General features: G+C 69.7%; 18 protein-coding genes and 1 pseudogene. 6 read left to right on the forward strand and 13 right to left on the reverse strand.

Annotated features, from left to right (window positions below):
- Positions 1-11: 11 nt before the first annotated feature.
- Together ACH49X_RS13200 and ACH49X_RS13205 are read right to left on the reverse strand one after the other, a co-directional pair.
- Positions 12-392 carry a DUF5313 family protein gene (locus tag ACH49X_RS13200; RefSeq protein ID WP_195077356.1) on the reverse strand — a complete coding sequence of 127 codons (381 nt, stop codon included), beginning with the start codon at positions 390-392 and terminating at the stop codon, positions 12-14.
- The gene (locus ACH49X_RS13205; protein ID WP_195077357.1) at positions 389-880 is read right to left on the reverse strand and encodes a MarR family winged helix-turn-helix transcriptional regulator; all 492 of its coding nucleotides are present in this window, start codon (positions 878-880) and stop codon (positions 389-391) included. Before ACH49X_RS13205 ends, ACH49X_RS13200 begins: the two co-directional genes overlap by 4 nt.
- A gap of 118 nt (positions 881-998) precedes the next feature.
- Between ACH49X_RS13205 and ACH49X_RS13210 the strand changes: the two genes are divergently transcribed.
- On the forward strand, positions 999-2,000 hold the full coding sequence (locus ACH49X_RS13210; protein WP_357204856.1) for a DUF418 domain-containing protein: 1,002 nt from the start codon (positions 999-1,001) through the stop codon (positions 1,998-2,000).
- Between the two features lies 1 nt (position 2,001).
- On the opposite strand, the gene ACH49X_RS13215 is transcribed toward ACH49X_RS13210, so the two are convergent.
- From ACH49X_RS13215 to ACH49X_RS13235, 5 genes are all read right to left on the reverse strand, one after another.
- On the reverse strand, positions 2,002-3,204 hold the full coding sequence (locus ACH49X_RS13215) for an MAB_1171c family putative transporter (RefSeq protein ID WP_357204859.1): 1,203 nt from the start codon (positions 3,202-3,204) through the stop codon (positions 2,002-2,004).
- Between the two features lie 2 nt (positions 3,205-3,206).
- Complete coding sequence (locus tag ACH49X_RS13220; protein WP_195077360.1) at positions 3,207-3,764, reverse strand: ImmA/IrrE family metallo-endopeptidase; 558 nt, start codon at positions 3,762-3,764, stop codon at positions 3,207-3,209.
- 3 nt (positions 3,765-3,767) lie between these two features.
- Complete coding sequence (locus ACH49X_RS13225) at positions 3,768-4,157, reverse strand: hypothetical protein (RefSeq protein WP_195077361.1); 390 nt, start codon at positions 4,155-4,157, stop codon at positions 3,768-3,770.
- A 218-nt stretch (positions 4,158-4,375) separates the two neighbouring features.
- A complete protein-coding gene (locus tag ACH49X_RS13230; protein WP_357204862.1) occupies positions 4,376-5,542 on the reverse strand; it encodes a cytochrome P450 in 1,167 nt (388 codons plus the stop codon).
- Positions 5,543-5,626: 84 nt separating this feature from the next.
- Entirely contained in the window at positions 5,627-5,821 is a 195-nt protein-coding gene (locus ACH49X_RS13235) for a heavy-metal-associated domain-containing protein (protein ID WP_067802986.1), read from the reverse strand.
- Positions 5,822-5,934: 113 nt separating this feature from the next.
- On the opposite strand from ACH49X_RS13235, the gene ACH49X_RS13240 reads away from it, so the two are divergent.
- From ACH49X_RS13240 to ACH49X_RS13250, 3 genes and pseudogenes are all read left to right on the forward strand, one after another.
- Positions 5,935-6,372 carry a hypothetical protein gene (locus ACH49X_RS13240; protein WP_195077363.1) on the forward strand — a complete coding sequence of 146 codons (438 nt, stop codon included), beginning with the start codon at positions 5,935-5,937 and terminating at the stop codon, positions 6,370-6,372.
- Between the two features lie 23 nt (positions 6,373-6,395).
- Positions 6,396-6,551: a DUF6131 family protein gene (locus ACH49X_RS13245; protein ID WP_086006372.1), complete on the forward strand. Its 156-nt coding sequence runs from the start codon at positions 6,396-6,398 to the stop codon at positions 6,549-6,551.
- A 33-nt stretch (positions 6,552-6,584) separates the two neighbouring features.
- Positions 6,585-6,734 (forward strand): annotated as a pseudogene (locus ACH49X_RS13250) (CsbD family protein); the annotation flags it as partial.
- A gap of 76 nt (positions 6,735-6,810) precedes the next feature.
- Here ACH49X_RS13250 and ACH49X_RS13255 read toward each other — a convergent pair.
- The 3 genes from ACH49X_RS13255 to ACH49X_RS13265 form a co-directional block, all read right to left on the reverse strand.
- Complete coding sequence (locus ACH49X_RS13255) at positions 6,811-7,530, reverse strand: VIT family protein (protein ID WP_195077365.1); 720 nt, start codon at positions 7,528-7,530, stop codon at positions 6,811-6,813.
- Positions 7,531-7,580: 50 nt separating this feature from the next.
- A complete protein-coding gene (locus tag ACH49X_RS13260; RefSeq protein WP_357104204.1) occupies positions 7,581-7,955 on the reverse strand; it encodes a hypothetical protein in 375 nt (124 codons plus the stop codon).
- A gap of 117 nt (positions 7,956-8,072) precedes the next feature.
- Entirely contained in the window at positions 8,073-9,146 is a 1,074-nt protein-coding gene (locus ACH49X_RS13265) for an AraC family transcriptional regulator (protein WP_323123947.1), read from the reverse strand.
- A gap of 34 nt (positions 9,147-9,180) precedes the next feature.
- On the opposite strand from ACH49X_RS13265, the gene ACH49X_RS13270 reads away from it, so the two are divergent.
- Positions 9,181-10,686 (forward strand): NAD(P)/FAD-dependent oxidoreductase, encoded by a 1,506-nt coding sequence (locus ACH49X_RS13270; RefSeq protein WP_195077367.1) that lies wholly within the window; start codon positions 9,181-9,183, stop codon positions 10,684-10,686.
- A 12-nt stretch (positions 10,687-10,698) separates the two neighbouring features.
- Here ACH49X_RS13270 and ACH49X_RS13275 read toward each other — a convergent pair whose 3' ends face one another.
- Positions 10,699-11,511, reverse strand: coding sequence for a DUF1460 domain-containing protein (locus ACH49X_RS13275; RefSeq protein WP_195077368.1), 813 nt, complete (start codon positions 11,509-11,511; stop codon positions 10,699-10,701).
- A gap of 155 nt (positions 11,512-11,666) precedes the next feature.
- Here ACH49X_RS13275 and ACH49X_RS13280 point away from each other — a divergent pair, with 155 nt between their 5' ends.
- Complete coding sequence (locus ACH49X_RS13280; RefSeq protein WP_195077369.1) at positions 11,667-12,044, forward strand: hemophore-related protein; 378 nt, start codon at positions 11,667-11,669, stop codon at positions 12,042-12,044.
- 39 nt (positions 12,045-12,083) lie between these two features.
- On the opposite strand, the gene ACH49X_RS13285 is transcribed toward ACH49X_RS13280, so the two are convergent.
- Positions 12,084-13,247, reverse strand: coding sequence for a HAMP domain-containing sensor histidine kinase (locus tag ACH49X_RS13285; protein WP_357204867.1), 1,164 nt, complete (start codon positions 13,245-13,247; stop codon positions 12,084-12,086).
- Positions 13,244-13,900 (reverse strand): response regulator transcription factor, encoded by a 657-nt coding sequence (locus tag ACH49X_RS13290; RefSeq protein ID WP_357204870.1) that lies wholly within the window; start codon positions 13,898-13,900, stop codon positions 13,244-13,246. The genes ACH49X_RS13285 and ACH49X_RS13290 overlap by 4 nt, the downstream gene beginning before the upstream one ends.
- Positions 13,901-13,947: the final 47 nt, after the last annotated feature.

Genomic DNA, 13,947 nt, shown 5'->3' on the forward strand with positions numbered 1-13,947 from the left:
GGACGTGCCGCTCAGTGCGGGTGCTGAGCCGCGTACCTGGCTCGTTCCACGGCCCGGCGCTGGGCACGCCGCGAGTTCTCCAGATCGGCGGGCAGGCCGTGCTTCGCCAGCCGGTGCGCGCGGTTCATCGGCATGAAGGCGACGGTGTAGAACAGGGCCAGCAGCAACGCGAGCAGGACCATCGCGCCGCGCAGCCATAATTCGCCGGGGAACAGCAGGAACGCCGCGAACAGCGGTGTGAACGGCACCATGCCGCGCAGCACGTGCCGGGTGGCGGCGAACCTGCCGGTGAGGTCGTCGCGCACCCACTCGCGCATCGAATCGGGCAGGCGGCGGCCGAAGGCGTAGCCGATCCACTGGATCGGTCCGGGCCGTCGTCGCTCTCGGGTCATGACCGGGCTCCTCGGTGGGGGGACGGGGGATCGGGCTCGGCGAGCACCGACCGGCGGGCCGCCTCGTTCACCCGGGTGAGTACTTCGCGCAACTGCTCGAGGTCTTCCAGGGTCACGCCGAGGCGTTGCACGACGGCGGGCGGTATCCGCTCGGCCTTCGCGCGCAGTTCGGCTCCGGCCGGGGTCAGGTTCACCACCAGGTTGCGTTCGTCCCGGCTGTCGCGTTCGCGGCTGATCAGCCCGGCGGCTTCGAGGCGCTTGAGCAGCGGGGACAACGTGGGAGAGTCCAGCTGGATGGCCTCGGCGATCGCTTTCACCGACATCGGCGCCTCGCCCCACAGCGCGAGCATCACCAGATACTGCGGGTGGGTGAGCCCGAGCGGCTCGAGCAGCGGACGGTAGACGGCCAGCACCGCACGATTGGCCACGGCCAGCGCGAAGCACACCTGCCGGTCCAAGCGCAGCGGGTCCTCGATCTCGGTCTCCATCGGCACCTCCTTGTCCGGACTCCAAATTAGCGCATGAATAGTTAGTGCGTTAATCAATGTGGGCGACATCTCGGCGGAGATCCCGGCTCCCGCGCCGACGCTGGTTACCGTGAGATCCATGCACCACGACGCGGGTCCGCTACGCATCCCCGAACTCGACGTGGTTCGTGGGTTCGCGCTGTGCGGCATGCTGGTGGTGAACATCTGGCGGATCACCGGCATCCCGGCGACCGACGAATCGGGCGTGGTGCTGCCGGTCCGGCACGTGCTGTCGGTGGTGTTCGAGGGGCGGTTCCTCCCGATCTTCGCGTTCCTGTTCGGGATCGGCTTCGCCTTGCTGCTCGACAGCGCGGCGCAGCGCGGCGAGCGGCCACGGTTGGTGCTGATCCGCCGCTTGCTCGCGCTCGGAGTGATCGGCCTGGTGCATCAGCAGTTCCAGCCGGGCGAGGCCCTGCTGCCGTACGCGCTGGCCGGGTTGGCGATTCTGCTGCCCGCCTCGGCGCTGCCGAACTGGGCGGTGCTGCTGGCGGGCTTGGCAGTGACCTTCGGCGTCGCGCTCGCTCTCGGCGGCGGGCTGGCCCTCACACCGGGGTTGTTCCTGCTCGGACTGGCCACCGCCCGTGCCGGGATCGTCGACACCCTCGACGAGCGGGGCTGGCAGATCGCCGCGGTCTTCGCCCTCGCCCTGCCCGCCGCGATAGTGGCGGGCAGGTGGGAATACCGCACTCCGTATCTGGAACAGTGGTCCATCCCGTCTCTCGCCGTCGCGGGTCTGCTGGGTGCGCTGGCCTATGTCACCGGGCTGCTGCTGTTGCTGCGCATCGAGCCGGGCGAGGTGCTGGCGGAGGTGTTGCGGCCGCTGGGCCGTCTGGCTTTGACCAACTACGTCGGCGCCACCGCCGCGATCCTGCTCGCCGCGCCGCGTCTCGGCCTGTCCGGCTCCGGCAGCTACGCGGCGGTTCTCGGGTTGGCGGTCGGAATCATCGCGATGCAGGCGGTGTGCAGCGCGGTATGGCTGCGGTTGTTCGAATACGGACCGCTGGAATGGGTGTGGCGCTGCGTCACCTGGTGGACGGTGGTGCCCATCCGGCGCACGCGCGTGCCCAGCCGCCCGTACTGACTCAGCGCGGGACGGTCGGATCGCCGGTGTTCTGCAGCTCGGCCAATGTCGCGGAAACCAATGGCCCCCGGTGGAAGTGGGCGGCGACCGCGACCAGCCATGCCAGCTCGGCGGCCAGCGTGGGTCGGCTCGGTTCGCGGAACGACTGATCCTCGCCGGTGGGCGGCAGACCGCGCCGGTGCGCTCGCAGCGCCGCGGCGATGCGAGCGGCCTCGATCGCGGCGGCCCTGTCGCGCGCCGGGATCGCCAGTTCGCCGGCCAGTCGTTCGGCGATCGCTTCGGCCTCGGCGGACAGGTGCGGCTGCAACCGCAACAGCCAGTCCCGGATCTCGATCACCCGGCGGTACAGGCGGTCTCGTGCCGCCGCGCCGTGCCGATCCGGCGGATGCGCCAGTTCCGGGTCCACTTCGCGCAGGGCCAGCCACAACGGGCGCAGCCGCGGCAGCGCGCGCAGCCCAGCGGTGGCGTCCAGCAGCCATGGCGCCAGCGAGGGGCACAGGTAGCCGAGCAGCATGACGGCGGCGCCCAGGCTGGCGAACGCGGGCGCGATGTCGGTGTTGAGGCGGCGCAGATCGATCCCGGCCCAGGCCGCGGCGATCGCGATCACCTTGCCCGCGCTGTAGCCCAGCGCGACGGTGCTGCCGAGCGCGAGCAACCGTAGGCCGCGGCGCAACCAGATCCGGTCGACCTCGCCCATCCAGCGGCGGCACAGCACGATGATGCGGACCAGCGCCGCCGAATAGACCGCGAGGTAGACGCCGAGAAAGGCCACTGCCAGCGGCACTTTCGCGTAATGGTGGTCGAAGTCGGTGGGATGACTCTCGTCGCGCGCCGGCGCCGCCGCGAACAGTGCCGCGAGCACCAGGGGCACGAGCACCGGCAGGACCAGCACGCGCCGCGCCGCGCGGGCGTCCGGTTCCCGGTCGGCCACCATGAAGCCGGTCCAGACCACCTGGGCGAGCACCGCGCTCGCGATGGCCCCGTACACCACCAGCGACGCCAGATTGGGCACGCCGGAGACGTCATCGATCCAGGTGTAGATCCGCGGCACGGCCGCTTCGAACCCGATGCCCGCCGCCAGGACGGCGAACGCGACCGCCCAGCGAGCCGGACTACCCGGGTTACGCAGGGCCAGACCGGTTCGCCACAGGAACGCCGCGAAGGCGAGGACGCCGACGCCGCCGTACACCAGCGCGAACCACATGCTCAGTCCCGGCCCGGCCCCAGCGCGTCCAGCAGCCTGCGTGCGGTGACCGGCGCGGAATCGGGCAGCACCCACTCCTCCCGCGCCGTCCACTGCGTGATGTGGTGGGTCATCAGCATGTTCGCGATGTGCTCGGCTTCGCGCTCCTGTGGCTGCGCGTAGCTGGTGCGCCCCAGCATGCGCCGCACGACCGCGGGATCGATGTTCGGCGCGAGCAGCCGCACCGCTTCCACGCCGCGGACGTCGACGGTGCGGTGCCCGGCGAGCAGGTGGCCGAGCTCGTGACAGACGATGTGGTCCTGATGCACCTTCGAGGTGTTGCGTTGGTAGGCGATGAAATCGATCGCGTCGGTGACCAGCAGGCCGCCGGTGAGCCCGGTGACCGGGAAGTTCTCCGGGCGAAGCCGCAGCGGCCGCGCGCGACGCCCGGCGACCGCCTCGGCCAGCTCGCCGACGGTGAACCGGCCGGGCAGCCCCAAGGCGCGCAGCTCCCGGCGCAGCCAGCGACGATCCAGCACCGGCTGGTCACCTCCGTCCTTGCTCCAAGCCGCGATCCGCATCGCTCACTCGTTGTGCTCGTTCTCGATGCGCCGCAGGACTTCCAGCATCGCCAGCACCGATTCAGCGCGCACCGTACCCTGCCGCAGCCCGTCGCGCAGCACCAGCTCGAGCACCTCGTGTTCGGCATTTCCCTTGAGCGCGTTGATCAACGCCAATTCGCTGCCGCGCGCCGCCGCCAGCCGCGGGTCGGTGAACGGGTCCAGGCTGTCGAGACCGAAGTAACCGCGGAACACCTCCAGCGTCTCGTAGGACGGGTTCACCGCCTGCCCGGTGCGCAGCTTCCAGAGGTAGTTGGCGGACAGGCGCGCCCCGGTGGTGCGGTGGATGTCCTCGGCGAGCGCCCGGTGGGTGATCTCCTGGGGTCGCCCGTCTTTGCCTGTGGGCGGGTGCATTCCGTTGATGAGCGTGTTGAGAGCCCGTGTGAACGGGTGTAAGTCCTCCCCCATGTCAGCGTGTCTCCTGTGGTTGACAGGGTGTGTGGCGTAGATCATACTCGTCCCTGCTCCGTCGGCGCATGCCGGTGTGATCGCCCCGGACGGGGTCGCGATCACGAGAGGCCCGGTATTCGAGAGCGGTAGCAGGTGGGGCGATCATCGTCGCTCGCCCCATCTCATCGGAGTCTCACCGGCAGCGTCACCGGTCCACGATGGCGGAAACCGGAGCGCCAGACGATCTCTCGTTCGTCCACCGCGAGCGCCGCGTCCGGCCACCGGGTGAGCACGTGATCGAGAGCGGCCGCGGTGACGGTGTGCACCAGCGCATTGCCCAAGCAGGCGTGCATGCCGTACCCGAGGGCGAGCTGGTCGCCACGCTCCCTGGCGAGGTCCACTTCGGCGGGGCGGTGGAAGATTTCGGGATCATGGTTGGCCGAGGCCAGGCACAGCAGCACCGTCTGCCCGGCGGGGATCGTCGTCGCGCCCACGACCAGGTCGGTGGTCGCGAAACGCGGTCCGGCCAGCACCTGCGGGGAAAGGTAACGCAGCATCTCGTCCACGGCGGATCGCTTGTCGCCCATGGCCTGCCACGCCTGCCGCTGATCCGGACGGCCGAGCAAGGTGAGCACAGAACCGGCGATCAGGTCGGCGAGCACTTCGTACCAGACGAACAGCAGGTAGAACAGCAGTCCGGTCAGCTCGGCGCCGGTCGGAGACCCGGCGGAAAGGTGCGCGGCCACCCAGCGGCCGAGCACCGTGTCGGCGCGCTGCGCCTGCGCGGTGGCCTCCGCCATGATCGCGAGCATGGCGGCGAGCGTGTCGCGGGCGCGCGGTGGCGATGCCGAGGGCAGCAAGGTCGAATTCGCCCAGCCGCGCAGGCGTTCGGCGGTGGGGCCGTCGAGGCCGAGCAGTTCCGCGAGTACGGCTGCGGGAAGCGGCACCGCGAGTCGTTCGACCAGATCGACGGTCTCGCCCTGAATACCGTCCCGCAGTACGGAATTCACCAGCCGGGGAGCGCGGTCGGTCCACTCGGCCAGTCGGCGTGGCGACAGCTCGGCGGTGATCAGGCTGCGCAGCCGTGCGTGGTCGTCCGGGGCGGCGCTGAGCATCAGGTCAAGGGGCGGCGGCACCGGGAAACCGCGGTAGTCGTCCCCCTTCGCATACCGGTCTCGGGTGGACAGCCGCTCGTCCAGCAGACCCGCCCGCACGTCGCGGTAGCGGGTCACCAGCCAGGCCGGTGGTCCGTCGGGCGTGTGAACGCGGTGCACGCCGCCTTCGACACGCAGCCGCTCGAGCGTGGGCCACGGGTTGCGGGCGAAGTCGGAGTCGAACACATCCGTCACCCGGCCATCATCCCGCACCGGATCGAAGGGAGCCCGCGCCCGCCGAGACGGGCCGGTGTTGGTCCTCCGGCCCTGCCGGCCCGATCAGGAGGCGGCGGCTCCGGTCTGCCGGATCGCGTCGAGGACCTCACCGTAGGTGAGCGTGGTCGAGTTCACGAGCGCGCGTTCCGAGGCCACGTCGATGTCGACCGAATCGATACCGTTGACGCCACGCAGCGACGATTCGATCGCAGACGCGGACTCGCGGGTGACGTTGTGCAAAGTAACCGTGTACGTCATGGGAATCGCATAGACGGATTTCCCTCGCTCAAACTTTCCTTTTTGTCCCGTTTGATCGCTGGGACCCCGGGAATTGCGGAGTTGTCAAACGACTCGACGCAACAGGGATTGCCATGATCATCATCATCGGGCTCATCGCCTTGATCGCGGCCGTGATCATCGGAGTTGCCGCGGTCGTCGGTAACACCGGCTCCGCTCAGCAACTGACGAGCGATTTCGCGGTATTCGACTACCACTTCCACGGTTCCACCGGAGCGCTGTTCGGCTACGGCGTCACGCTCGGTGCGATCGGGATGCTCGGACTGGCCCTAGTCCTGTCCGGCGCCTGGCGGGTCACCCGTCGCGGCGTGGTGGCGCGTCGTGAACTCGCACAGTCCCGCCGCGAGATGGCGGCGGTGCGGCGTGATCTGAAGGCAGGCACCGCCGCACCGGTGGAGCGGGCTCCGCAGGAGCCGGCTTGGCGGCGGTGGTTGGGCACACGCGGTTCGGGTACTGCTCGCACCGATCGCGGCGCCACGGTATCGACCTCGAAACCCGTGACCGCGAAATAATTGAGAAGAAAAGGAATACGACAATGATCATTCTCGGCCTCATCCTCTTGGTCCTGGGCTGGCTGCTCGGTATCGGGCTGCTCACCACCGCGGGCATCATCGTGCTGATCATCGGGCTAGTGCTGCTCGTGGCCGGTTCGGTGGGCCGTCCGGTGGGTGGCCGCCGCTGGTATTACTAGGAATTCCTCACGAAGTTCGACGATCGCCTCGCGCACCGAGTGCAAGCGAGCAGGGGCAGCGTGAAGAAATTCCTCGGCCGAGCGACCGGTAACTCCCGGCTGGAGGCCGAGGGGCGGCGGGAGCAGGCCCGCGGCAATCTGAAACGCGCCGCCGACAAACTGCGGGACGCTTTCAAGCACTGACCGCACACCGCACGCCGGTGCCGGGGGAAGGACGATGGCCTTCCCCCGGCACCGGCGTGTTCGCGTTCGGCCTCGGTCAGATTCCGGCGACGCCGGCGAGCTGCCCGATGCCGTAGGTGACGCCCATCGCCAGCGCGCCGCCCAGCACCACCCGCACCACCGCCCGGCCACGGGAACTCCCGCCGAGCCCGGCGCTGACCGACCCGGTGAGCGCCAGCGCGGCCAGCACGGCGGCGAACGTCACCGGGATGCGCGCGGTGACCGGCGGCAGCAGGATGGCGAGCAACGGCAGCATGGCGCCGAGTGTGAAGGCCACCGCCGAGGACAACGCCGCTTGCCATGGGTTGGTCAACTCGGTGGGATCGAGGCCCAATTCCGCCTCCGCGTGCGCGGTGAACGCGTCGTGCGCGGTGAGTTCTTCGGCGACCTTGCGCGCCGTTTCCGGCGTCAGTCCCTTGGCCTGGTAGATCCCCGTGAGCTCGATCAGCTCGTAATCCGGCTCGTCGCGCAACTCCCTGCGCTCTTTGGCCAGCAGGGCCCGCTCGGAATCGCGCTGCGTGCTCACCGAGACGTATTCGCCCACCGCCATGGAAATCGCTCCTGCCGACAGACCCGCGATGCCGGCGGTGAACAAGGCCGGTGTGTCGGTCGTCGCCGCCGCGACGCCGACGACCAGACCCGCGGTGGACACGATGCCGTCGTTCGCGCCGAGCACACCCGCGCGCAGCCAGTTGAGCCTGGACGCGAAGCCGTCGCCGTGCGGTTCGTGCGGATGTGCGTCGGTCGTGTGAGCCATGAGAAGCACACTAATCACCGCCGCACCGCGCGAGTGCCGACCGCGACGGGCTAGCCGCGGGGGTGGCGGGGAACCGCCATGGGATGCGGCACCATCGTGCGGTGGATGATCTGCAGGATCAGCAGGAACAGCATCGCCAGCGCGGCGGTGACGAGATCCCCTACCAGCACCGCCAGTACGGCGAACGCGCCGAACACGGGAAATTCCAGCACCGCGCACCAGCGCAGGATGCGCAGCCGTCTGGCGTTGGCGGACAGCCGCTGCACACCGTCGTCGATGATGGTCAGCGCCGTCTCGTAGCGCACCATGCCGTCGCCGACCTGGACGAACATGTGCACCGCCTGGTCGCGGCTGAGTTCGCCGAGCCAGGCCCGGTCGATCAGCCGCTTGCCCTCCTCGGCGACCTCCTTGATAACCGCGTCCATGCGGCCCCCTTCCCAGTCGATCGGAGATTCTAGCGACCGAATCGCGGCTTCCCAGCGACGATTCGAACGCCGCCGGCCGCGCCGGATCGCCGCGAAATCGTCCCGGATGCCGTTCTGTCACCCGAAAGTGTCGTGCGGCTGGCCGCTTCCGTGCGCCTCCGCGCGGCGCAGGGCGGTAGGCGTTGTGCCCCACCACCTTCGGGCGCAGCGGGTGAAGGTCGCCTGTTCGGAGAGCCCGATCAGCGAGGCGACCTGACTCATCGGCATGTCCGTCGTGGCGAGATACCGCCGCGCCGCGTCCCGCCGCACCTCGTCCAGGATCTCGGCGAACGAGGTGTGCTCGGCGGCGAGACGGCGCTGCAAGGTGCGCGGATGCACCGTCAGCAGCCGTGCCACCGCGCCGATCTCGGGCGCGGACGTGCCGAGCAACTGCTGCACGGCGGCGCGCACCTGCGGGGCGAGCGCCGCCGCCGCGTCACCGGACTGCTCGGCGAGAAAGGCCATCGCCAGCCGGTGCAGGTTCTCGTCACCGCCGGTGAGCGGCCTGCTCGCCAGGCTGCTCGGCACCCGCAGCGCCGGGAACGGCCGCCCGGCGCGCACCGGGGCGCCGAAGAATTCCTCGTACCGGGCGAGCGCCGCCTCGGGGCGATAGGGCAGCTCGACCGAGCGCAACCCGTACCTGTCGTCCACCAAGCGCTGGATGGTGCGATGCACGAAGGCCAGGCCCAGGTCGGTGCCCTGGACGGGTGTGGGAAGTCCCGGGCGCACGCCGTAGCGCAGCGCGATCACGCCGCGGTCCCCGTACGGGTCCGGTTCCAGCGTCAGGCTCAGCGACCGCGCGTGCAGGAACAGATAGCGCGCCGAGCACTCCAGCACATCCGCCAGCGACGGCGAATTCCGGATGGCCAGCGCCAGCGGGCCGAGCATGTCCAGATCCTGCCGCTGGGAGATCCGCAGGCCCAGGTCGGGACAGCGCAGCTGGTGCGCGGCCAGTTCCAGCACGGCCGCGACCCGCTCGTCGGGTACCAGCAGGTCGTCGGCGTCCAGGGCGGCCACCGGCAGGCCGCATGCCGAGGCCAGCGCCTCCGCGTCGCCGCCCAGTTCGGCCACGGTCGCGCGAAAGCCGCGCAACCCCGCGGAGCGAATCACCGACATGTCGTCGAGGATCAAATAGTTGTCGCGCAAAGTCAAGAAAGCGACCCCATCGGGCTCGCACACTGGAGACATGACGCAGACCGATGCAGCACCGGAACACCTCGATGTCGTGATCGTCGGCGCGGGACTATCCGGTATCGGCGCTGCCTACCGGTTGCAGACCGAGTGCGGGGGCAAGACCTACGCCGTCCTGGAAGCCCGCGACTCGCTGGGCGGCACCTGGGATCTGTTCCGCTACCCCGGCATCCGCTCGGACTCCGACATGTTCACCCTCGGCTACCCGTTCAAGCCCTGGCGGGACGCCAAGTCGATCGCGGACGGTCCCTCGATCCTGCGCTACATCACCGAGACCGCGACCGAGAACGGCATCGACCGGCACATCCGTTTCCGCACCAAGGTGCTCGCGGCCGATTGGGACAGCGCCGCCGCGCGCTGGACTTTGACCCTCGAGCGGCGCGACGCGTCCGGCTCGCCCGAAACGCACACGCTGACCTGCGGCTTCCTCTACGCCTGCGCCGGGTACTACGACTACGACCAGCCGTACGCGCCGGAATTCCCGGGCATCGCGTCGTTCACCGGCCAGGTGGTGCACCCGCAGTTCTGGCCCGAGGACTTCGACTATCGCGGCAAGCGGGTCGTCGTGATCGGCAGTGGCGCGACCGCGGTCACCCTGGTCCCCGCGATGGCGGAGCAGGCGCAGCTGGTGACCATGCTGCAACGGTCGCCGACCTGGATCAGCGCTGTCCCGGGGCGGGACAAGGTGGCCGACCGGATCCGCGAACTGCTGCCGCCGCGTCTGGCGCATCGCCTGATCCGCACCAAGAACATCCTGTTCGGCATCGGCTTCTACCAGTACTGCCGTCGCCGTCCGGAAGCGGCGCGCAAGCTGCTCACCGGCCTCACCACCCGCATCCTGAAGGACGAAAAGGCCGTCGCGGAGCACTTCACGCCCAGCTACAACCCCTGGGACCAGCGTCTGTGCGCGGTCCCGGACGCGGACTTCTTCAAGGCCATGAAGAAGGGCAAGGCCGAGGTCGTCACCGATCACATCGACACCTTCGTCCCGGAGGGCATCCGGCTGAAGTCCGGCCGGGTGCTGGAAGCGGACATCGTGATCACCGCGACCGGGCTGCAACTGCTGGCCTTCGGCGGCATCGTGCCCAGCGTCGACGGTGTGCGGGTCGACTTGTCCGAGCAATTCGTCTGGCAAGGGGCCATGCTCACCGGCGTCCCGAACTTCGCCGTGTGCATCGGCTACACCAACGCGTCGTGGACGTTGCGCGCCGACCTCACCTCCCGGTTGGTCTGCAAGGTGCTCAACCACATGGATCGCAAGGGCTACGCGGCTGTGGTGCCCGAGCCGCGTGGCACGCTCGAGGAGCACCCGCTGCTGGATCTGGCCTCCGGCTACATCCAGCGCTCCATCGGCGACTTCCCCCGTCAGGGCGGCCGTCATCCGTGGAAGGTGCGGCAGAACTACTTGCTCGACTCGGCCACCACGCTGCGCACCGACCTGGGCAAGACGCTCACCGGGACGCCGAAATCGGCCGTCCGGCGGCCGGCGCCCGTCGCCTGACCCGCGGCGCGGTCAGCGCGCCCGCAGGACGACGATGCCAGGGGTCGACCGGACGTACTCGGCGAAGGGTGAATCCACCACCTTGTCGTTGCCGGCGAGCGAGGACGCGTTGCGGAAGACCGGGCCCGCGTCGGTCATGACGAAGATGCCGACGTGGGTGACGTCCAGTCCCGGTTGGTCGGCGTAGGCGCCGATGTAGTCGCCGGTGCGCAGCCCGCTGACGACGTCCTGGCCGACGGCGGCGCTGGGAATGTAGGTGATCGCGCGATCGACCACCGGCAGCCCCGGCAGATACATGCCGCCGTCGGCTTTCGCGTTCAGGTGCCGGGTGACGGTCACCGCGGCGGTGCTCAACGTCGCCGTGATGTCGGTGGCCGCGATCTCGGGAACGTGCGCCCAGTCGGTGAAGAAGTGTTTGCGCTGCTGGAAATCCACGCGGCCACCGGCGTAGCGGGTGCGGATCAGGTTCGTGGTGAACTGGTCGCGGTCGGTGGCCGCGGTGAGCGCTTGGACGTAGTCCAGGAAGGTGAAGCAGTCCACCCGGCGCAGGTCGACGACCAGTTGTTCGGGCCGGGTGGCCGATCCGACGAGCATGTTCGCGCCGTAAGGCGTGCCGAGGAAGCGGCGCGACAGCAGTTCGATCAGCTCCGCCTTGCTCGCCGAGGCGGGCGCCTGAGCGCGCAGCGACAGCAGTTCGTCGAGCTTCTTCGCGGTCACGTCGTCGAGGTGCACGGCCTGCGGCGTGCCGAGCGCCACGGCCGGGGCGCAGACCGCAGCGCAGGCGAAGGCCACGAGGGCGAGCAGTACACGAGCGATGGTGCGCAAGACGCCTCCAGCAGCGGGAATCGGTAGATCCGTACACGACAGCGACCCCAACGGTAGCCCGGCGGCACGACCTAGCGCCGTCCAAACAGCCTTTCTGGTGGACTGACGCCGGGTCACGAGGTGGCCCCACGTCCCCACCGAAAGGGTTATCCGACATGACGAGAATCGTTCGAGCCACCCTCGCCCTGGGCGGTCTGCTCGCCGCGGGTGCGCTGCTGGTTCCGGCAACCGCTTCCGCGCAGCCGCAGCCGGGCGGACTGCTCGAGACGACGTGCAGCTTCGCGCAGATCGACGCCGCCGTGCACGCCCAATTCCCCGACGCCGCCGCCCGGCTCGACGCCCACCCGGACCGGAAGGCGAAACTCCAGGAATTCCTGAGCCTCCCGGTCGAGCAGCGCAAGCAGCGCGCCAAGGAGTTCCTGGACCAGCACCCGCAGGCCAAGAGCAGGTTCGAGGAGCGCAGGAACTCGCCGGAGGCGCAGCAGCACCGCGAGAAGTTCCGCGTCATCGCCGACACCTGCCACAACTACTGAGCACGGTACGGGCGAGGTGTCGGACTCGCCCGTCCTGCGCTACTCCCGCGCGCGAGGGAGGTCGACGGTGACGGCCAGACCGCCCTCCGGCCGGGCCGTCGCGTGGACGGTGCCTCCGTGGGCCTGGGCCACCGAGCGCACGATCGACAAGCCGAGCCCGGCGCCGCGGGCCTCGGAAGCGGCCAAGCGCTCGGCGGTGGACAGTCTGCGGAACGGCTCGAAGAGACTGTCGACCTCGAACGCGGGCACCCGGGGGCCGCTGTTGGCCACGGTGAGCACGGCGCGGTCGCCGCTCGTCGTCGACCGGATGGTCACCCAGCCGTTCTCGGGCAGGTTGTAGCGCACGGCGTTGTCGAGCAGATTGTGTACGAGGCGTTCCAGCAACAGCGGATCTCCCTGCACGGGAGCCGGTTCGAGATCGGCGGTGATCTCGGCCCCTGGCCGCTCGGCCCAGGTCCCCACCGCGTCGGCGGCGATGTCGGCGAGGTCGGCGCGGCGGTGTTCGGTCAGCCGCTGTTCGCTGGTGGCCAGTACCAAGAGGCCGTCGATGAGTCGTTCGTGCCTGCGGTTGACCTCGAGGAGCGTGGCGCCGAGCCTGCGGGTGGACTCGGGCGCCTCGGGGTCTTCCAACGCCACCTCGATCAGCGTCCGGTTGATGGTCAGCGGTGTGCGCAACTCGTGGGAGGCGTTCGCCACGAATCGGCGCTGTCCGTCGAAGGCGCGGTCCAGCCGTTCCAGCATCGCGTCGAAGGTGTCGGCCAGGTCCTTGATCTCGTCCTGCGGACCGTCGAGGGCGATGCGCTCGTGCAGGCTGGTGTCGGCAACGCGCCGCGCGGTCGCGGTGATCCGCTGCAACGGATGCAGGGCGCGTCCGGCCAGCAACCAGCCGAAGCCACCCGCGGCGATGCCCACCGCGCCCAGGGATACCAGCGACCACATCAGCATGGCGCGCAGGGTGTCGCGCCGATTGCGTTGGGCCTGCTCGCTGAGCGCCTTGAAGAGTTCCGTGGAGATCGGGGCCCGGTTCCGCTCCGCCCGCTCGATGAGATATTCGCGCACCACTTGCTGCGCACCGCCGCCGGGCCGCCGCTCCAGCGACTGGTTGAGGTAGAAGTACGTCAACGCGATCAGCACCGCGCCCGCCAGGAAGAACGCCGTCGCGTACAGCAGCGTCAGCCGCAGCCGGATCGTGCGCCCGCTCATCGGATCCGGTAGCCCACGCCGGGCTCGGTCTCGATCAGCCGCGGGTCGCCCAGTTTGCGCCGTACGTTCATGATCGTGTACCGCACCACGCCGGTGAACGGGTCGATGTGCTCGTCCCACGCCTTCTCCAGCAGTTGCTCGGCCGAGACTACGCCGCCGTCCGCGCGCAGCAGTTCGGCCAGCACCGCGAACTCCTTGCGCGACAGGGTGACCGGCTCGCCGTTCCTGGTGACGGCGAACCGGTGCTGGTCGAGCCGGATGCCGGAGCGCTCCAGCACCGGGGGAGCGGCGCTGCGCGCCCGCCGCCCGAGCGCCTGGATTCGGGCGACCAGCTCGGCGAAGGCGAACGGCTTGGTCAGATAGTCGTCCGCGCCGAGCCCCAGACCGGCCACCCGCTCCGCCACGGCGCTCGCCGCCGTCAGCATCAGGATGCGCGCCGCGCCGCCGGACGCCACGAGCGTGCCGCACACCGCGTCACCGGAGACGCCGGGCAGATCGCGGTCGAGTACCACCACGTCGTAGTCGTGCACGCCGGTACGCTCCAGCGCCGCGGCGCCGTCGTACACCACGTCGACCGCCATGGCATGCCTGCGCAGGCCGTCGGCGATCGCGTCGGCCAGCAATTTCTCGTCCTCGACAACAAGCACCCGCACCCCGCCATCGTGCCCCTTCCGCTGTTGGGCGGGCGTTGGTTCGGCTC

This window comes from Nocardia sp. NPDC019323 (assembly GCF_044389845.1).
Classification (GTDB): Bacteria; Actinomycetota; Actinomycetes; order Mycobacteriales; family Mycobacteriaceae; genus Nocardia; species Nocardia implantans.